Below are 20,465 nucleotides of genomic sequence, written 5' to 3' on the forward strand. Positions count from 1 at the left end.
AGAAGAGTGGAGAATAACTGCAGTCAGCTCCTGCGTGCTCAGCAACCCGGAGGAAATGCAATCCGGCTGCTGGAAGCACCACTCATTCTCCAAAAACGCATAGCAATACAGGTGCCTCTTTCCGGCAAGCCCATTGGAATAAGTGCGTTGCAATCAATGGCTTGCACATGTTTTAGACGCCTTGAGCATCGACCTCTTCAGCACCTCTGCTACGACTATCACTATCGTCGAGACCAGCCAGACCTGGAGCCAGGAGTTCATTGTCAGCGGCAGCGTCTCGAATGCCCCCTGAAACACCGGAACGTATATGACCATCAGGACGGACGCGAGCGAGGTCACGATCCCAGCAAGCAGCTTCCTGTTCCCCATGGGATTCATCTGAAGCACGGAATGATGGAATGATCTGCTGCTGTATGCATTATATATCGCGCATATGCCGAGAGACGCGAATGCCACAGTTCTAGCGTAGCCGAGCCCGCCATCGATGTTGAGGAGAAACAGCCCCAGCGTTCCGATGAGCATCGCAGCCGACGTGCCGATGGTGTATATGAGAAGATCCCTCGACAGAATCGGCTCCTTCGGGTTTCTCGGGCGCTCGTTCATGATGCCCGACCTTGCTGGCTCCACAGCAAGGCCTATCGCGGGGAAGTCCTCTGCCACCACATTGATCCAGAGTATCTGGAGCGCCAGGAGCGGAGCGGGGAGGCCGACAAGCACCGCAATCAGAATGACAGCGACCTCTGCGAACGTCACTGCTAACATATATGATGATGCCTTCCTGATGTTCTCATAGATCCTCCTGCCCTCCTCAACGGCTGCGACTATCGTGGCGAAGTTGTCGTCCGCCAGCACCATATCCGATGCCTCCTTGCTAACATCAGTTCCGGTCCGGCCCATCGCGATCCCGATGTCTGCCGACCTTAAAGCAGGTGCATCGTTCACCCCATCCCCTGTCATTGCAACGACATGGCCATGCTCCTTCAGCGCCTTTATTATCCTCATCTTGTGCTCTGCCGTGGCCCTTGAGAACACAGAGATTCTTTCTATGCGATCACTGAGCTCCTGATCGCTCATGCTGTCGAGCTCAGAGCCATCCAGAACTTCCCCGTTGAGCATGCGCAGCTCACTCGCGATAGCCTCAGCTGTGCGCTTGTGGTCTCCTGTGATCATCACAGGTCTTATGCCTGCTTTCTTGCACACATCTATAGCTCCGCAGACTTCATCACGCGGCGGGTCCATCATCCCGAAGAGACCTGTGAAGATGAGATCACTCTCCAGAACCTCCCTGTCCGGTTCTTCGGATTCGATCCGCTTGAACGCAGCTGCCAGGACCCTCAGAGCCCGTCCCGCCATCTCATCCGCGATCTCCAGAATCCTCCTCCTGTCCACATCTGTAAGAGGTTTAAGACCGGTGGAGTCCATCATGTAGGCGCATCTCTCCAGGACAACCTCGACCGCGCCCTTCATCGAGACTCTGAGACCACTGTCGCACTCGTGCACCGTGGTCATTCTTCTGGTATCAGATGCAAATGGGTACTCGGTGACCTCCCTGCACATCTCGCGGACGTCAAGACCTGCTTTTCTGGCGAGCACGATCAGCGCACCCTCAGTCGGATCACCGACGACATGCCATCCATCCTCAAATACGATCTCGGAGTTGTTGCAGAGAGCGCCTGTGATTATCGTCTCCCTCACAGCAGCATCAGATCCTAGATCGATCTCAGATCCATTGACCCTGAAGACGCCCTCGGGCACGTATCCCGAGCCGGTCACCTCGACCCTGCACCCGCACCAGACCTCTCTCACAGTCATCTCTCCTCTGGTCAGAGTGCCGGTCTTGTCGGTGCATATCACTGTCGTGGATCCGAGCGTCTCGACTGCGGGAAGCCTTCTCACAATGGCGTTCCTCCTGGCCATGCTCTGCGTTCCGTACGCCAGAGCGAGTGTCACAACGAACGGGAGAGCCTCAGGTATGCCGGCGACCGCAAGAGCCGCTGCGATCAGAAGCGTGTCAAGAACGGGATAGCCCCTGTAGACCTGGATCGAGAAGACCACTAGGGCTGCGATGAATACCAGAACCGCGAGGCTTTTGGAGAGCTGCTGCAGACGGATCTTGAGCGGAGGCTCTGCAGGAGTCTCCTGGATCATCCCCGAGATCCTTCCGATCTCTGTATCGGAGCCCGTAGACGTCACAACAGCTTTGCCGTTGCCGTAGATGACCATTGTGCCCATGAACACCATGCTGCTCCGATCCGCCAGAGGCGCGCCCTCCTCCACAGGATCCGGACTCTTCCTCACCGGAGTGGATTCCCCGGTCAGTGACGACTCCACGGTCTTCAGGGCGGCTGCATCAAGTATCCTCGCATCCGCGGGGATGATATCGCCGGCCTCCAGGTAGATGAGATCCCCAGGTACAAGATCTCTGGCAGGAAGTGTGATCAGTTTGCCGCTTCTGAAGACCCTCGCCTCGGGGGCGACCATCTTCCTGAGCGCTTCCATCGCCCTCTCCGCCCTGTACTCCTGGACGAACCCCAGGATGGCTATGAACAGCAGTATTCCAAGAACAACGATCGCATTCGATCTCTCCCCCGAGAGCCACGATATCACAGCGGCAGCCATAAGTACAATTACCATGTAGTTCTCGAACTGTCGCAGCAGAATCCTGACAGGACCGGGTCCGGAGATCCGGGCGAGGTCGTTCGGCCCGAACCTCTCAAGACGGGATGCGGCCTCCGCATCTGTGAGCCCGTCGGGTCCGGAGTTCAGGAGCTTCAGAGCCTCTTCAGGCGGCAGAGCATGCCAGTTTGCCATAAGCTCGCAGTCTGTGGTCGGTGCTATTAACCCTTGTGATGGCAACACATCATCTGGCAGAGACCCGTCCGGAGTATGAGATGGTGCCAGAAATTTGGGCCTTACAGCTTTTGCATGCTGGAGATACTTAACCGGATACACCCTACTGCAGGAACCTGTCCGGATAAGGATCGAGCACCTTCTCCATCCAAAAGCAGCACGCTACAGATTTCTGAATTCAGCTCTTATTTGGACGCATCCTACTGCAGTGCAGCAAAAGATTAAGGGGATGAAGGCTGAAACTATTGCAAGACTATCGGGGTTATGTGAATGGATCTGAATGTGCCACTTGATGTTCCGAGAAACGCCAGGGATGAGTACATCAGGAACTACATGGAGATCACGAGGGGTTCGGGCAGACTGATGCTGTTTGCAGGCGATCAGAAGGTTGAGCATCTGAACGACGACTTCTACGGTCCGGGGATATCAGAGGACGATGCGGATCCGGAGCATCTCTTCAGGATAGCCAGCAGGGGCAGGATCGGCGTTTTTGCGACGCAGCTAGGCCTGATCGCCAGATATGGCATGGATTATCCTGAGGTCCCCTATCTGGTCAAGCTGAACTCCAAGACGAATCTTGTAAAGACATCACAGGCAGATCCCCTGAGCAGGGCGTGGCTGGACGTCTCGCAGGTCATGGAGTTCAGGAGGGAGAGCGGGCTCAGGATACTGGGTGTCGGCTACACGGTCTACCCGGGGAGCGAGCACGAGGTTGTGATGCTGAGAGAGGCAGCTCAGGTGGTGCACGAAGCTCACAGGCACGGTCTTGTCGTGGTTCTGTGGATGTATCCGAGGGGCAAGGCTGTGAAGGACGAGCGTGACCCGCATCTGATCGCCGGAGCATGTGGGGTTGCAGCCGCACTGGGAAGCGATTTCGTGAAGGTGAACTACCCCAAGGCGGAGAATCCCGCTCTCGCATTCAGGGAGGCTGTGATGGCAGCAGGCAGAACAAAGGTGATATGCGCTGGCGGATCGAGCGAGGATCCTGAGTTATTCCTCCAGCGGCTCCACGAGCAGATACACATCTCAGGTGCATCCGGAAACGCCACGGGCAGGAACATACACCAGAAGCGCCTCGAAGATGCGATCAGGATGTGCAACGCGATATACGCCATAACCGTCGAGAACAGATCTTTGGAGGAGGCGCTGCGCATGCTGCGCTGAGCCCCGGGCTTCACGCAGATCCTTCGATACTCTCATAGGCAGCCGGTTCTGCTGCATCATCCATTCGAGACCGCGGCCCCGGTGCGCCCACACGCGGCGGCGCTCTTTTCCTGTAAATCCAAGTGAGTCACTCAATCGTATACTGTGCAACCGGTCCGCACTTCAGCAGCACAGGGCTCACAGAACGAAAAGCGCATCGCGTTACTGATATCCAATACCTCCATACATCATGAAAGAGACACATACAGCATCTCTGTCAGAGATTGATCCGTCTGAATAAGAGGCATGTGCCAAAATTATGTGCCTTACAGCTCTTGTTTATCACAATTATTTTTCGCTTATTCGGACAGGTCTATCAGAGATGACGATAAAATTTAAATCAAGTAATGATGATATTTCATGTGAAGGGGGTATAAAGACGAGAATTCTCATCCTCATGGCTGTGCTCATTACTGTTAGCTCAGCTGTCGCAGACCCGAGCTACGGCTCCAAGGTCCTGCCATATGATGCTGATGAGTCAAGAGCACTCAGCGCGTTCTCATCCGCGCCTGTGTTCGCCTACTCCGATGCGAACATACGTGGAATCTTTGACATCTCAGATCCTGTTTACATCGATGTTGACCCATCAGATGATGCCGTCAACGAGAACGATGTGAGGCTGACGCCTTTCGGATCGTATCCTGCTGGAAGCCAGGTCAGGCTGGGTGATCAGGATTACGGTTACAAGCTCACGCCATTCGGCGTCAGTGGCATGCCCGGCGCACAGCTTGTCTACTTCGATGTTGACGGAGATGAGGCGTACAGCATCGTGGATCCTGTTTACCTCGACGTCGGTCCGGAGTACGGCAGGATCGACGCAGGGGATGTGCGCATAACAGGATACATGACGCTCCAGGCGGGAACCAGGGTCAGAGATTCGGATCCTGATAACGACAAGCCCGCGCCTGTGCTGCCAGCGATGCTGTGCTTCATGAACCTGAACGGAAACATAAACAGCGGTGGCTGGGCAATCTACGACCAGGGAGATCGCATATATGTGGATACACAGTATCCGTTCTATACGGTGACCGTGAATGACATAAGACTTTTTGTATAAGCATGCATTCCTCATAGCCGGAGCGCGAGGGACGGCATGATTGCCCTGTAGATCTACCGATGGCGCTCCGCCCAAGCCGAACCTCGCCATCCCGGTTATGCAATGGCAAATATTAATATTAGCAGAGATACCTGCTATCTATGCTCAGATGTAAGTGGTCTCATGCAGCCCTTCTGGTTGTGTTCGTGTTCTGCACATGCGGAGGGCTGGCTCAGAACGCGACCATCGATCAGCCAGCTCTCGAGGGCATATGGAGGCTCTCGCTCGGCCAGAAGGCCGTGACGATGGTCATCCATCAGTACGAGGACCAGCTCTTCGGATCCGCCAGCTCCTCTGAGGAGTCGTGGAACGGCGTTGCTATGGGTTCGACGAACAACAGCACAGCGGAGATTATAATTACATTCTTAAGAGATGGCGGCATCGCTGAGATAAGACTGATCGGCAGCTGCTTGGCCGAGGAGATGCGCGGAACCTTCTACAGATCTGACAGCATCGGAAACGCAGAGAGCGGAGAGTTCGATGCTATCCTTATAAATCCAGATACCTCTGGATACACCCCAGTAAAGGAGGCGCAGTCAGACATCGTTACCACACAGCCTGAATCCACAACCACATCCTCCAACACAACATCCGTGGACTCATCTGAGACGCAGGGTACCGGCGCCCAGAGCAGGTACACAGATGTCCACTCCCTGGCGCACCTCGTGCCTCCTGCGGCAGGTGTGATCCCGCCAGGCATCAACATGGGTGGAGCCGGTGGCATGGGGATGAGTTGATAGATGCGCTCTCATTTGATTTATGATGTAACGCATACGATGAGCAGCAGCCTGCCCGTATATCCAGGGGATCCAGGGTTCTCAAGAGATGTGCTGAAAAGCCTGGACAGAGGAGATCCGTACACGCTCTCAGCACTCCATCTCAGCGCCCACGCTGGCACGCATATCGACGCGCCCTCTCATTTTATCAGCAGCGGCAGATCTGTTCATGAGATACCGATCGAGAGGTTGATCATGATGGTGGCTCTCATCGACTCTGGAATGGTCGTCTCTCCTGAGAATCTATCGGGCCTGAACCCTCCTGCAGAGGGAGTCATGTTCAGAACAGGATCTCTCATGGGAGAGATCTCAGAGAGCGCTGCCAGGGCGTGTGTGGATCTCAAGTTAAAACTAGTGGGAACAGATGCGCTTTCTGTGGACAGTTTAGAAGGAGATGTTGTGCACAGGATTCTGCTATCGAATGACATTCTGATCCTGGAAGGGTTGTGTCTGGATGGCGTTCCAGCCGGCATTTACACGCTTATCTGCATGCCGCTCAAGATCGAGGGCGCTGAGGCGTCTCCGGTGAGGGCCATCCTGGCTCCGGCTGAGTGGCGTCTAACTACTGAGACTCCGTCCTGAAGGTAGGAGCATGTCATGAGGGAATTGTATGGATGCAGATCAACCAGCAGTATACGTGTTCGATGAAAAGGGCCGCATCAGATACCTGAGCAGGACCGCTGAGATGTTATCCGGGGGAATCTCGAAATGCAGATCCATCCATGAGGTCCTGGGGGTATCGTGCAGCGAATCCCTTGCATCCGCAATTGCATCTGATGCTCCCTCGAGGATCAGGGCGCGGATAGGCTGCTCCGGCTCCGAGATCCCTCTATCGGTTATTCCACTCAGGGATGCCGACGGCTCCAGGGGGCTGATGATCATCTCAGACCCCTCAGGTTCTTTCAGGGAGGAGGGGAGAGAGGAGCGATGGTACAGAACAGCGCTCGACAGATGCAGGGAGGCTGTATTTTTCGTGGAGGCCGAAAGCAGAAGGATACTCGATGCAAACGCTGTCTTCCAGGAGCTGCTGGGGTACCCTCCTGAGGAGATCCACTCTCTCACGCTCTACGACATAATGGAGCAGGACAGGGAGGAGATCGATGAGATCATCAGGCACGCGATGAGCCGGGAGACCGAGAGCATCCAGGCGTACAGAACCATAGACGGCTCGAGCATCCAGATGAAGGGAAGGTTCAGCCCGACCGAGGGCGATGGGACGCTGTGCGTGATACTCTCCCCACCTGAAAATCATGAGGATTACATCCAGAAGAGGGACGTCCTGCTCGCTGGCGTTGCCATGTCCGCAAACCAGCTCCTCACAGTGGATGGGTTCGAGAGGAGCCTGATGAATGCTCTCGAGTTCCTCGGATCCGCAGCAGATGTGGATCGTGTTTACGTCTATCAGAACACCGACTCCGGGGACGAGGCTGTGCTCAGGTTCAGGTGGGAGAGGGGCAGCGTCCACGCAAGATTGGATGAAAGAATTCGGTATGATGTACTGCCGCGCTGGCGCGAGCGTTTCCTGAATGACAGGCCCGTCCATGGAATTGTGGAGGAGATGCCTCTGCAGGAGCGGGAGCTGCTGAAATGCCGCGGGGCCAGGTCTGTTCTGATCTTCCCCATCACAATAGCGGACAGGTTCTGGGGGTTCATAGGGTTCGAGGACTGTGAACGCGAGCGATCCTGGAGCTGGAACGAGATATCAATACTAATGCTCGGTGTGGCCAGCATAGGCGGTGCGATAGCGAGAAGTGTAGCTGAGGAGTGTCTCCGCAGGAGCGAGGAGAGGTACAGGGAGCTCGTCGAGAGCGCGAACAGCATAATCCTGAGGCTGGACAGAAGAGGAAATGTGAGGTTCATCAACGAGTTCGCCCAGCAGTTCTTCGGCTATTCTGAGAGCGAGATCCTGGGGAAGTGTGTGATGGGTACACTAGTCCCTGAGGTCGAGTCAACGGGACGGGATCTTAGAGGTATGATCGCAGAGATTCTCAAAGCGCCTGAGGACTACAGGACGAATGTGAATGAGAACATGAAAAAGAGCGGGGAGCGCGTCTGGATCGCATGGACGAACAAGACAGTCAGCTCTGAGAGCGGAGAGATGGAGATCCTGTGTGTTGGAAATGATATAACAGAGCTCAGACGCGCGAAGGAGCGTCTGGAATCGATGAACCAGTGGCTTCTGGAGATAATAGAGTTTCTCCCGGATGCGACTCTTGTTGTGGATGCTGATGGCAGGGTGATGGCCTGGAACAGAGCTATGGAGGAGATGACTGGGATCCAGAAGAGCGAGATGCTCGGGAAGGGGGATTTTGCCTATGCTCTGCCCTTCCACGGATGCAGAAGGCCGATGCTCATAGATCTCGTCATGAGATACGATGAGCATATCGCATCCCTTTACGAGAATCTCGAGAGAAGGGGAGATACGCTCTACGCATATGTTTACGTGCCATCGCTCTACAGCGGCCGGGGGGCTTATCTTTGGGTCAAGGCCTCTCCGCTCAAGGACAGCGATGGCAGGATTGTGGGCGCGATCGAGTCGATGAGGGATATCACCGAGAGCAGGATTGCTGAGATGGAACTGCTCAGAAGAGACCATCTTCTTGCCGGATCTGCCCTTGCGATAAGCAGTCTTCTGTCAGGAGAGGACTATGAGTCATCGATAAACGAGGCGATGCAGATTCTGGGGCTCATCTCAGATGTGGATCGCGTCTATGTCTTCGAGAACCATGAGGAAGATGAGCTCTGCCTGAGGTTCGAGTGGTGCAGGGATGGAATCAGAAGCTGGATGGACGATCAGATCTTCATGGGTCTCTCGTACAGCAGGTTCTTCCCGGGATGGTATGAGGTTCTCAGCTCTGGCAAGGTCATAAAGGGGCTTGTGCGTGATCTTCCTCCTTCTGTAAAAGAGATCCTGGAGCCTTATGGTGTTCTCTCCATACTCATAGTCCCGATAACAGTGGGCGGGAGGTTCTGGGGTTTTGTCGGATTCGATGATACCACATATGAAAGAGAGTGGAGCGACGCCGAGATCTCGATCCTGGTCGCCTCCGCCAGCACTATAGGGGAGGCTGTGGCAAAGAAGGACTCCATAGAGCGGATGAGGCTCCTCGAGTCCGCGGTGGTCAACAGCAATGATGCAATCGTCATAGCCGCCCCAGACCCGTCTGACGGCATGCCCAAGATCATTTACGTGAACTCTGCATTCACCAGGATGACAGGGTATGCAAGAGAGGAGGTGCTCGGAAGGTATCCGGATTTTCTCGAGGGCCCGGAGACCGACAGATCGAAGATTATGGAGATCCTGGAGGCAGTAAGGAATGCGCAGCCGGTGAACCAGGAGCTCGTTAACTACAGGAAGGACGGCTCCAGGTTCTGGGTCGAGCTGAACATCTTCCCTGTGAGGGATCACATGGGTGAGGTCACCCATTGGGTATCGATACAGAGAGACACGACCGAGAGGAGGGTTGCTGAGGATCGCCTCCGGTGGAGTGAGCTCCTGATGAGGTCCATGACAGAGAGCATACCCTTTGGATTCTATGTGCTCAACAGGGCCACGGGGAAGAGCCTTTACCTCAACCACAGGTTCTGCGAGCTTCTGGGAGTTGAAGATCTCGAGGAGGATCTCAGATGCGGAAGGCTGGATGGCAGCGCTCTCTTCTCACGTATAGGCTCGATGCATCCGGATGCTGGAGATTCTCTTAGAGAGATATACAACCGCACCGACGAGGCCGAGATCGAGATCAGAACAGCGGATGGCAGAGTGATAAAGGTTTTCGCTACAGACATCAGGGACAAATCCGGCAAGTACTTCGGGAGGCTGGGCATCTTCGAGGATGTGACCAAGGATATAAAGGCAGCTGAGGAGCTCAGAAAAGCGAAGGAGGCTGCTGAGGAGGCTGCGAGATCGAAGGCGGAGTTCCTTGCGAACATGAGCCATGAGATAAGAACTCCCCTGAACGCGATCATAGGCATGTCAGGGCTTCTTCTCAGAACAAACGTCACCCCTGAGCAGAGGTCTTACGTCAGCGCGATACAGAGCAGCGGAAATGCGCTTCTGGAGATGCTCGCTGACATACTCGATCTATCAAGGATCGAGGAGGGGAAGCTAGAGCTCGATTCGAGCACGTTCAGCATCTTGGAGTGTGTCGAGACATGCATAGACATCCTGTCTGTTAAAGCAAGCGAGAAGCAGATCGAGCTGGCCTATCTCATCGACGAGGATGTGCCGGAGCTGGTTCTGGGTGATGCCACAAGGCTGAGACAGGTGCTGGTCAACCTTCTCGAGAACGCGATCAAGTTCACCGAGAGGGGCGAGGTGTTTCTGAGAGTGATCTGCCAGTACATGGATGAAGATCTCTCAGAGCTCCACTTCTTCGTCAGGGATACCGGTATAGGGATTCCCCCGGAGAAAATGGACCGTCTATTCCACACATTCAGCCAGGTCGACTCCTCTATCACAAGGAGGTACGGCGGGACAGGTCTTGGTCTTGCCATCAGCAAACATCTCGTTGAGATGATGGGCGGCAGGATCTGGGCTGAGAGCATCCCTGGAGCAGGCTCGACATTTCACTTCACGATAAAAGCCAGGGTCTCAGAGAGATCTCAGGAGAGGAGCGATCTACTGAAGGGAAGGCGTGCCCTGCTGATCTACAGGAACGATACCGCCAGAAGTGCGCTCAAAATGCTGCTCCTCTCTCATAATATCGATGTCGTGGATGCACCCTTCCACGATGAGTCTCTTCTGACAGGCAACTTCGATTTCGTGATTGCAGAATTTGCTGATGACAGCGATATCATGAAGATAAAATCTGCTCTGCCGGACACACGAATTCTCCTGATTACGGATCTCCAGAGGCAGGGCATCTCGCATGATACGTCGTTGATCCCGAAGCCTGTGAAGCACTCGCAGATGATCTCAGCGATGATCAGTGCCCTAATTGGAGAATCGATTGAGGTGGAGCCATCTCAAGAGGTCGGGAGAAGCGACCTGAGGATCCTCGTCGCTGAGGACAATCCGGTGAACCTGAAGGTGGTGCTCATGATGCTCTCGCATCTCGGCTACAGAGCAGATAGCGCGCGTAACGGGCTGGAGGTTCTCAGCGCTCTCGAGCATCGCGATTACGATCTGGTCTTCATGGACGTACAGATGCCTGATATGGATGGTCTGGAGGCGGCCCGCAGAATCCGGGATATGAAGGGATATGAAGGGCCGCGTATCGTGGCGATAACAGCCTATGCACTTGAGGGTGATCGGGATAGGTGTATCGCAGCGGGAATGGATGACTACATAAGCAAGCCTGTGACAATGGAGAAGCTGAAGGCAGCGATCGAGAATGTGGAGAGCGCTCTGGACCCCTCGGCCATCTCCAGGCTCAGGGAGCTCCAAGAGGCAGGCGAGCCGGATGTGGTCGCGGAGCTGGGGGAGATATTCCTCAGCAACGCACCCTTGAGGATAGCATCGATGTATGAGGCTCTTAAGAGGAATGATCCGTACGCACTTCACAGAGCTGCACACAGCATGAAGTCGGCGAGTGCGAGCATAGGGGCGCTCCGCCTCTCCAGGATCTGCGCGGAGATCGAGGAGCTCGTGCGTGAAGCGAGGCTCGATGGTGTGGATGAGATGCTGAGTGCTCTGGACGAGGAGTTCGAGAGGGTCAGGAGGGAGCTGAATAGGATCGTTGAGCTGTGATCCTCACAGGCAGGCTGTCATAGTGAGGTTGAAATTGCGATCGTGTGACCTTTCCATGCTCTCGCCCAATGCCCACGGGTAAAGCAACAAATACAGCCACATCGAGGTTATGCTGGATGACGAAGTACCTGATCATTCTTGGAACAACATCACACTCCGGGAAGAGCATACTGGTCACCGCTTTATGCAGAATGCTCAAAAACCGCGGGCTTCGCGTCGCTCCATTCAAGTCGCAGAACATGAGCCTGAACTCGTGGGTGACAACCTCAGGAGGAGAGATTGGGATAGCCCAGGCGGTGCAGGCATGGGCTGCCGGCGTGGAGCCATCTGTTCTCATGAACCCCATACTGCTCAAGCCAAAGGGAGACCGCACATCCCAGGTCATAATAATGGGGAGACCAGTGGCAGACAAGTCGGCTGCTGATTACTATAAGGATATAGACAGCCTGAAGGAGGTTGTCGATTCAGCGATCGAGGAGCTGAGCAGGGATTACGATTACATCATCGTTGAGGGCGCAGGCGGGGCGGCTGAGATAAACCTCTTCGACAGAGATATCGCGAACATATACGTCGCATCCAGGCTCAGAGCACCCATAATACTCGTGGGGGATATCGAGAGGGGTGGGGTCTTCGCGAGCCTCTACGGGACTGTGAAGCTCCTCCCGCCTGAGATAAGAGAGCTCGTGAAGGGGATGGTCATAAACAAGTTCCGCGGAGATCCCACGATACTTCAGCCGGGCATAAAAATGCTGGAGGAGCTAACAGGGATCCCTGTGCTTGGGATTCTCCCTTACCTGGATCTCCAGATACCCTCTGAGGATTCTGTATCGCTCTTGGACAAGACGGGCCCACAAAAAGAACAAAAAGAGGACCTGCCGGAGATAGCCATCATAAAGTTACCCAGGATATCGAACTTCACAGACTTCGAGCCACTGGAGCGATACGCAAGGGTCCGCTACGTAGATCTGAAGGACGATCTCGGAAACCCAGATGCTGTTATAATACCTGGCACAAAGAACACGGTCTCAGATCTTGCTGAGATGAGGAGGCACGGAATGGATCGCAAGATCCTCTCTTTAAAGAACGTCCCGATAATTGGAATCTGTGGAGGGTATCAGATTCTCGGAAGGGAGATCATTGACTGCGGAATAGAGGACATCTGCGGATCCATTCCCGGGCTGGGGCTCATCGATGCCGTGACGCGATTTGATGCGTATGAGAAGAGGACTGTTCAGGTGACAAAAGAGGTCACTGGCGATGGGCCGATACTTGGAAGGATAAAGGGAGAGTATGTAAAGGGATACGAGATACATATGGGGATCACAGAGTCGAGGGAGAGAAGCGCATTCGGTGATGATGGCGCTGTTGCGGGGGATGGAATGGTGATAGGCACCTACCTTCACGGCCTCTTTGAGAACGAGAACTTCAGGAACGCGTTTCTCGATTACCTCTACGATCAAAGGGGGCTCATGCGCCGGGAGCTCTCGCGCGATACCGGCTTCGATGCACTCTCAGAGGCTGTGGAGAGGCATCTCGACATGAAAAGCATACTGAAAATGCTGGAGCTGGATGTCTCAGCCAGTAAATGAAGTCCGGCTGTATGGATATGCATCACAGGATAAATATCATGCAATAAAATCGGTGAGACATGTTCAGGAGGCTATCATCTCTCAGTTACGCCCTTGAACGTCTCCTCGATCTGTGCAATCCTTTGGAGGAGAGGGAGAAGATCCAGATCAAGGATGCGTGCGGGAGGGTTCTCGCATCTGATGTTCTGTCGCCTGAGAATCTGCCATCTTTCAACAGGGCTGCCATGGATGGATATGCCGTCAGATCTCACGAGACGAGGGGTGCGTCTCAGAGCTCCCCCGTCCGGATCACGGAGTACGTGAGGGTTAGAACTGGCGCTGCTCTCCCTGAGGGTTTCGATGCGGTTGTGATGCTCGAGGATTCGTTTTTACGCGGTAACGTCCTGGAGATCACAGCCGAGCTCACGCCATACAGAAACGTCTCGAGGATCGGCGAGGATGTGAGGTCAGGGGATATCGTGCTTAGCTGCGAGCACAGGCTCAGGCCGCCAGACCTTGCGCTTCTCGGGGCGGTTGGCATCGATGAAGTGGAGGTTTTCAAAACTCCACGTGTTGCTGTTATCCCAACAGGAGATGAGCTCGTCCCCAGGAGCTGCGTGCCTGCACCTGGGGAAGCGAGGGAGATAAACAGCATTATGATATGCAGCTACGTGAAACTCTGGGGCGGTGAGCCGCAGCTCTCTGGAGTGATACCGGATGAGAGAGATGCGATAAAAGAGGCCATAAAGAGATGCACGGGCTCTGATCTGATACTGGTCTCAGGCGGGACATCAGTCGGTGATAGAGATTATGCGCCGGGCGTGCTGGATGAGATGGGTGAGCTGATGGTTCACGGGATCAGGCTGAGCCCTGGCAGGCCCACAGCCCTCGGAGCCATCAATGGCACCCCGATTGTGTGCCTTCCGGGATACCCCGTGGCTGCTCTGGCATCGCTCTACCTGCTCGTGAGGCCCGCGGTAAAGAGGCTTGCGCATCTAAGCGATGATACTCAGAGAAGAGAGGCGAGGCTCTCAAGAAAGATCCCGTCCAGGCCAGGTTACATCACATTCGCAAGGGTCTCGCTGAGGGATGGGATCGCCGAGCCGGTCATGGTCAGCGGAGCCGGTATACTGAGCTCTGTCGCGCGGGCTGATGGATTTGTTCTGGTGCCGGAGGATCTTGAGGGGCTGGATGAGGGGGAGAAGGTAGAGGTGCATATCTTCGAGTGAGGTTTAAAGAGATCTCCAGCAAAAGATCACAGATGATAGACTATCGGAAGGATATCATATTTTTGTGTGAGTATTCCTATAAACCCTTATTTTTACAATGGCGGATTCTCGCTGATATCGTATTTGGCTCACATTTGCCTCAAAACCAGCGGTTTTTAGGAATACTCGTGTGACTCTTGAGCTCATCCATGGTATTTGCTCAATATCGTGAGCGTACTTGAGTCATATCAAGTGAAGTCATTATCATCGGGCATAGTTTGTTCTTCCAGAAATCTGCCAAGAGGGCAATTTACATCAACTCGTTGAGCATGCTCCATCAATATCACCAAAAAGTGAGACACAGTTCCAGAATCTTATTCTGGAAGATCTGCAGCAGCCCCGCATTGGTCATATCAAGGCTGTATTATCTTACAGGCTTGTTGGCACCGTATGGTATGGGGGTTTTGTCGAATATTGCTTTATATCGTATGTGTCTCTGGTCTTGACGAACTGCTGTATGTCGTATGTTGGTTTCTGCATGAAGTACGCCTGTACATCGTAAAGTGGTTTCTGTCTGAAGTACATCTCAACGTCGTATGTGTCTCTGGTCTTGACGAACTGCTGTATGTCGTATGTTGGTTTCTGCATGAAGTACGCCTGTACATCGTAAAGTGGTTTCTGTCTGAAGTACATCTCAACGTCGTATGTGTCTCTGGTCTTGACGAACTGCTGTATGTCGTATGTTGGTTTCTGCATGAAGTACGCCTGTACATCGTAAAGTGGTTTCTGTCTGAAGTACTGGTCTACATTATATCCCTGCGCCACCTGCAAATTCTCCTGAGACGTGGTGGTGAGAACCATTGCAGATAAAACCACTATCAGGAGCAATGCTCTGCATATCAAAATTCTCATATTCGACCCTCCTTGCAGCAAACGTATGTAATCCCACATAGCACTCTTGTGTATTTAACTGGCCTATCATGGGTTTTGTATATAACTTTAACTCGTGCTGCGAGGGACCTATCCGAATAAGGATTAGGTGTTTCCGACCTGCAGAGGGCGGTAAGATCCGGATTTCTGGCCTCAGCTCTTTATCAGAACATGTCCGCTGCGAGTGGGCCTGAATGTGAATCATTTCATACAACATGCGTGGAATGAAAACAGGGTCCTGTGCTCGGTCTCACTGAAATGTTGCATGCGATAAAAGGCGTGCCAAAAGATGAAAGCATTTGAGATGCGGTCAGTCTCGTCTATAGCTGATTTGATAGTGGGTTAACCCTCCTGTCGCACTTATGGTATGAGCATCTGTCCACACAGCATTAACGAGCTGCTGCATGGGCCAGCATGTGGATCCGCTGGAGGATTCTTCGAGACGTAGATGCATACTTTCTATAAATATCTGCAAGTTTCAAAACAAATTATTTATATGATTACGTTATTTCCATTATATGTAAAAGTTCTTTGGATAATGGTGGTCGTGGATGAAGGATTACACTGTAAAGGTGCTGGACGATCGGGATCTGGAGTTCATCGAGGCGCTGAGAAGTCTTGGTGTGCAGAGGAACGTCGCGGCTCTGGTCACATACCTATCAAACACAAAAGAGGTCTCATCAAGAGAGATCGAGATGGGCACAGGGCTCAGGCAGCCAGAGGTCAGCATAGGAATGAGATATCTCAGACAGAACGGCTGGATCGATGAGCGTGATGTCAAGGGTGAGGGCAAGGGCAGACCCATGAAGGTTTACACCCTCAAGGTCTCGATAGACGATATCATAAAGCACTTTGAGGATCAGAAGCTAAAGGAGTCTGCCAAGGCGATGGAGTCGATAAGGAAGCTCAGGGAGCTGACCTCCGCGACCTGATCTCTTTAGGGAAAATATAATTAAGGTGGAGTACAGACTGTCAGAGGGAGTAGCTTAGCAGCGGTGATGACTCTTGCGAGGTTCTGTTGGTGTTATAGTGGGTGAGACCAGTCCACTCCAGTTCAAATTCATGATACATGGCGCTGTGGGCAGGGGCGACTATGTGAAGGTCAGAGGAGATGGAAGAAGCTGGATACTTGCTCAGGTTGAGGAGATACGGAGATCGAACACTGCGTACAGCCTCGCTCACATGGAGAGGGGGTGCACACAGACATGCAGGGAGTGGGTCGTTGCAGATGCGCGTGTTATTGGAGTGCCCTCAGATGGTCGCATAAGATCGCCCGCGATGCCACCCAGGCCTGGCGAGGAGGTTTTTGCAGCAGATGAGAAGATGATAGCTGCTGCACTTGGTCTCTCCAAGGGAGACATGTACATAGGCATTTTGAAAGGGCATGATCTGCGAGTCGAGCTGGATGCCAACACGCTTGTGCAGAAGCACTGTAGTGTTCTGGCCAAGACCGGCAGCGGCAAATCGTACACCGCTGCGGTCATCCTGGAGGAGCTCCTTGATAAGGGTGTGGCGCTTCTTGTGATAGACACGCACGGTGAGTATGGCTCGATGAGGTACCCGAACAGGGATGGTGACTTCAACAGGTTCAGGGTGAAGCCAAAGGGTTATAACATAACGGTCTACACCCCAGCAAATCTCGCGATAAACCCGAGGGCGGACAGGCCCTTCAGATTCGACGGATTGAACCTCTCAGCCAGGGATATCGCCAGGATGCTCCCCGACGACCCGACCAATGGATCGGTGGCTCTTCTATACGAGGCAATAGCAGCTCTTAGATCGGAGAGGGAGAGCTACGATCTCGAGGATATCATAAAGCAGGTCGAGAAGGCCAACTCCAAGTCGAAGTGGACACTGATCGGGCAGCTTGAGCAGCTGCTCGAGATGGGACTCTTCTCGGGAGAACCAACTAGGCCTGAGGAGCTTCTCCAGCGGGGGCATGCGTCTGTGATCGATATGACCGGAGTCCCCCAGGAGATGCAGCCGATGATAGTTGCAAAGCTGCTCACAGACCTCTTTGAGGCCAGGAAGCTTGGCAGGGTCTGCCCCGGGATGGTTGTCATAGAAGAGGCACACAACTACATACCTGAGAGAGGGACGGGAAGGGCAGCATCGACATCGATAATAAGAACGATCGCGGCGGAGGGGCGCAAGTTTGGTATGGGTCTGATGATAATAAGCCAGCGGCCTGCAAGGGTCGACAAGAATGTCCTGTCACAGTGCAACACCCAGATAATAATGCGTGTGACGAATCCAAATGATCTAAAAGCTCTATCGAAGGGGCTAGAGGGGATGAGCACCGAGCTGGAGGAGGAGATCAAGAGGCTGCCTCCAGGGACTGCGATGATTGTGAGCAACGAGATCGAGAGGCCCATAGTGGTGAACATAAGGCCCAGGAGGTCGAAGCACGGCGGCGTGAGCACCCCGATAGTAATGACAGACCATCCTGTGAAGGGTCCTGTGCCCAGGAGAGAGCCGCAAAAGGGCCCAGGTCTATTTCTCAGAAAGGTTCTCGGCCCGAGAGGCGCTTGATAGCGACCTCATCCGGCGCGCTGGGATTGCCTCCTGCGTGCACCTCTCTCCATGAAACGGAGCAGCCGGAGCCCGGATGCTCTATACTGTCAGATGCACATCGTTGACAGAGACAACACCGGGCGATAGCGGCGAGAAGGGTACGTCTATGTACACTTCGTCATTGTAATCGTAGATCGGTACGCCATTCATCGTGTTGCCGTTTGCGTTGTAGAATCTGATCGTCGCTATGCTTTCCTGCCAGACGGGCGGATAGATCGGGAATCCAATTATCATCGGGATTATGAGTCTGTTATGGTCCGCGTGAAAATCCAGAACCTTAGTACCTGCAGACAGAACAGTGCCATTGTAATGAACCGCATTGCTCAGTCGCACATCATTTGTCGCCGTGATCCCGGCTGGAAGCAGGGTCTTCAGGTATATCAGATCATTGACATCGTATCCAGGCGAAGAGCCGTACAGATCCATAAAGTATATGCCTGCTGTGAGTGGCGGTGCTGGCAAGGGCAGCAATGGCTTGCCGCAGTCGATATCACTTGCCCTCACCTTGCTGCCAGCGTTCAGTCCCAGGTCTGATCTGGTTGTCAGACGAATATCATTCGCATTGATCGTTGTGGGAACCGCGCTTCCGAAGTGGAGGTAGACCATATCATCCTCATCGAAGATTTGCGGATTCGGCCCGACATCCCAGTATCCTATGTCTATTGGCACCTGGGATCCGCCAAAGTCGACCAGAGGATAACCCAGATCTGGTGAGGTGTTATCCACCTTCGAACCGAAATCGTACGATGATGCGACCCCAATCAGTATCACAAAGCCCACCGTGAGATACAAAGTACTGCGGAACATGGAAGCCTCCTTTTTGAAATAGGCTAAACTTAATTTTAAAGTTTTCTTATATATGGCTTTTGGTTATGCATCGGAACCTGAAGGGCGAGGACGTCCCCCGGCAATAGTTTTATCTATCGCCATGTAGATCATGATATCATGAGGTGTCTCACCTATCCTTATCCGATCGAGACGCTCAGGCACTGGTACGTCACGCCTGTTGGTGGGAGATCCCCGGAGCTGGAGCCGGGGGAGCTCGGGCTGAACCGGGAGGCGATAGTCGAGAACACCGATCTGATACCATTCGAGGACAGGGTTCTCCTCTCTCGACTGGAGGGTGGAAGCCCCAGGCCGCTCTTCGCCAGGAAGTACTTCAGGATCGTTCCTCTTGACAGATCCAAGCCGGACGCTCTCTCGAAGTCTCCTCTTGGCGAGGCCATACTCCCCGCCTCTGATAATGAGACCGGCCCCATAAAAGTCGGGGAGATGGTGGTGATAAACAGCGTCCTGAGCAGGGTGCACACCCATGGTCTCCCATCGATCATTGACAGGATGATACGAAGCAGATCTGATGTGCAGATGCTGGACGTGATATACACAAAAGAGAGAAGGCAGAGCTGATTTGTATTCTGCGGTGTAAATCCGGATCATCAGGGTACGCTCCTTTCTCATGAAGTCAACATGTACTACCCTGCATCTGTCTGAGCCACCAGACCATGAATCCCACAGAACCTCGTCACAGAACCTTGCGCATTATCAGAGCTGCTTCACCATCTGAGTAATAGGTTGGTATCACGTTATCGACCACAAAGCCCATGGATGCATAGAGCTTCTGCGCCCTTCTGTTTCCTATCCTGACCTCGAGTGTTGCGCTCAGAGCACCGAGCCTGCTGAAGATGCGGAGGATCGCGGAGAGAAGGCTTCTGCCGATGCCGTGCCCCTGGTAGGCCTGCCTCACCGCGAGCCAGAAGACCCTGCCCTCGAATGGGGTGGGCTTGAAACCGATCGCGACGCCCACAACCTTTCCGTCGATCTCGGCGACGAGCATCGTCTGTGGGTGGTACTCATGGAATGTCATGAAGAGTTCCGGGCTGTAACCACCCCCGACCTCCCTGTCTATCTCCATGAGCTCTGGCAGGTCCTTAATCTCGAACTGCCTGATCACCGGCCGGAATCTGCGATCCCCGCCGCATGAGCTCCTCTCCATTGCCTGAAACGCCCTTTCAGTAGGGCAGGACGTTCGGCCTGCCCCGCGTCGATGGGATGTATGCCCAGTCTGAGGTTCGGTCTGTGTCAATGCCATCCGGATACCTGGACCAATCCGAGCCGTCATCCCTGTCATCCATAAGCATCGGGGTTCTGTCGACCTCATTGCCCACCTGGTCGTAGAGTATAACGGTCGCGTTGAACCCGTGATCCCATCTCTGGTCGCCGGTGAGAACCCTGTACTCGCCGGCCTTCAGGACCGTTCCAAGGGGCACGGTGATCTTTCCGGACCATGGAAACTGGGCTCCGGTCTCTCCGGGCACTGTGGAGATGATCACCGCTTGCCACCCTCCAATATCCACATCCTCCTCACCGGAGTTTAGAAGCTCGATCCACTCCACAGCATACGGCTGGTCGGATGGCGGATTCAGTTCAAACTCGTTAATGACCACGCTCCCCTCTGCGAGGACCATGATGCAGATCATCGAAAGCAAACATACAGCATAGCATCTGTTACCCGACATCGAGCATTGTTCATGGCGGCCAAGGGATATATACTGCGCGGTATCCTCCGGTACA

Annotated in this window: 15 protein-coding genes; 10 read left to right on the forward strand and 5 right to left on the reverse strand. The window is 53.8% G+C overall.

Features of this window, described 5'->3' with window-relative positions; genetic code table 11:
• Positions 1–153 precede the first annotated feature (153 nt).
• A complete protein-coding gene (locus MTHE_RS01930; protein WP_011695570.1) occupies positions 154–2,811 on the reverse strand; it encodes a cation-translocating P-type ATPase in 2,658 nt (885 codons plus the stop codon).
• A 309-nt stretch (positions 2,812–3,120) separates the two neighbouring features.
• Between MTHE_RS01930 and MTHE_RS01935 the strand changes: the two genes are divergently transcribed.
• From MTHE_RS01935 to MTHE_RS01965, 7 genes are all read left to right on the forward strand, one after another.
• Positions 3,121–4,014 (forward strand): beta/alpha barrel domain-containing protein, encoded by an 894-nt coding sequence (locus tag MTHE_RS01935; protein ID WP_011695571.1) that lies wholly within the window; start codon positions 3,121–3,123, stop codon positions 4,012–4,014.
• A 436-nt stretch (positions 4,015–4,450) separates the two neighbouring features.
• Positions 4,451–5,110, forward strand: a complete 660-nt coding sequence (locus MTHE_RS01940; protein ID WP_175265692.1) for a hypothetical protein — start codon at positions 4,451–4,453, stop codon at positions 5,108–5,110.
• Between the two features lie 140 nt (positions 5,111–5,250).
• Positions 5,251–5,886, forward strand: a complete 636-nt coding sequence (locus tag MTHE_RS01945; protein WP_011695573.1) for a hypothetical protein — start codon at positions 5,251–5,253, stop codon at positions 5,884–5,886.
• 15 nt (positions 5,887–5,901) lie between these two features.
• Positions 5,902–6,507, forward strand: a complete 606-nt coding sequence (locus MTHE_RS01950; RefSeq protein WP_175265693.1) for a cyclase family protein — start codon at positions 5,902–5,904, stop codon at positions 6,505–6,507.
• A gap of 28 nt (positions 6,508–6,535) precedes the next feature.
• Entirely contained in the window at positions 6,536–11,614 is a 5,079-nt protein-coding gene (locus MTHE_RS01955) for a PAS domain S-box protein (protein WP_011695575.1), read from the forward strand.
• Between the two features lie 116 nt (positions 11,615–11,730).
• The gene (locus MTHE_RS01960) at positions 11,731–13,203 is read left to right on the forward strand and encodes a cobyric acid synthase (protein WP_011695576.1); all 1,473 of its coding nucleotides are present in this window, start codon (positions 11,731–11,733) and stop codon (positions 13,201–13,203) included.
• 59 nt (positions 13,204–13,262) lie between these two features.
• Positions 13,263–14,411 carry a molybdopterin molybdotransferase MoeA gene (locus MTHE_RS01965; RefSeq protein ID WP_011695577.1) on the forward strand — a complete coding sequence of 383 codons (1,149 nt, stop codon included), beginning with the start codon at positions 13,263–13,265 and terminating at the stop codon, positions 14,409–14,411.
• Between the two features lie 408 nt (positions 14,412–14,819).
• Here the strand turns inward: MTHE_RS01965 and MTHE_RS01970 are convergent, their stop codons facing one another.
• Positions 14,820–15,302 carry a hypothetical protein gene (locus tag MTHE_RS01970; protein WP_011695578.1) on the reverse strand — a complete coding sequence of 161 codons (483 nt, stop codon included), beginning with the start codon at positions 15,300–15,302 and terminating at the stop codon, positions 14,820–14,822.
• A 569-nt stretch (positions 15,303–15,871) separates the two neighbouring features.
• Between MTHE_RS01970 and MTHE_RS01975 the strand changes: the two genes are divergently transcribed.
• Positions 15,872–16,252 carry a hypothetical protein gene (locus MTHE_RS01975; RefSeq protein WP_011695579.1) on the forward strand — a complete coding sequence of 127 codons (381 nt, stop codon included), beginning with the start codon at positions 15,872–15,874 and terminating at the stop codon, positions 16,250–16,252.
• A 73-nt stretch (positions 16,253–16,325) separates the two neighbouring features.
• Positions 16,326–17,852, forward strand: coding sequence for a helicase HerA domain-containing protein (locus tag MTHE_RS01980; RefSeq protein ID WP_011695580.1), 1,527 nt, complete (start codon positions 16,326–16,328; stop codon positions 17,850–17,852).
• Positions 17,853–17,933: 81 nt separating this feature from the next.
• On the opposite strand, the gene MTHE_RS01985 is transcribed toward MTHE_RS01980, so the two are convergent.
• On the reverse strand, positions 17,934–18,701 hold the full coding sequence (locus tag MTHE_RS01985; RefSeq protein WP_011695581.1) for a hypothetical protein: 768 nt from the start codon (positions 18,699–18,701) through the stop codon (positions 17,934–17,936).
• Between the two features lie 138 nt (positions 18,702–18,839).
• Between MTHE_RS01985 and MTHE_RS01990 the strand changes: the two genes are divergently transcribed.
• Positions 18,840–19,301: a hypothetical protein gene (locus MTHE_RS01990; RefSeq protein WP_011695582.1), complete on the forward strand. Its 462-nt coding sequence runs from the start codon at positions 18,840–18,842 to the stop codon at positions 19,299–19,301.
• 115 nt (positions 19,302–19,416) lie between these two features.
• Here the strand turns inward: MTHE_RS01990 and MTHE_RS01995 are convergent, their stop codons facing one another.
• Entirely contained in the window at positions 19,417–19,887 is a 471-nt protein-coding gene (locus MTHE_RS01995; protein WP_011695583.1) for a GNAT family N-acetyltransferase, read from the reverse strand.
• 16 nt (positions 19,888–19,903) lie between these two features.
• The gene (locus tag MTHE_RS02000; protein ID WP_175265694.1) at positions 19,904–20,359 is read right to left on the reverse strand and encodes a lamin tail domain-containing protein; all 456 of its coding nucleotides are present in this window, start codon (positions 20,357–20,359) and stop codon (positions 19,904–19,906) included.
• Between the last annotated feature and the right edge of the window lie 106 nt (positions 20,360–20,465).

The sequence above is a fragment of the Methanothrix thermoacetophila PT genome (assembly GCF_000014945.1).
Taxonomy (GTDB): domain Archaea; phylum Halobacteriota; class Methanosarcinia; order Methanotrichales; family Methanotrichaceae; genus Methanothrix_B; species Methanothrix_B thermoacetophila.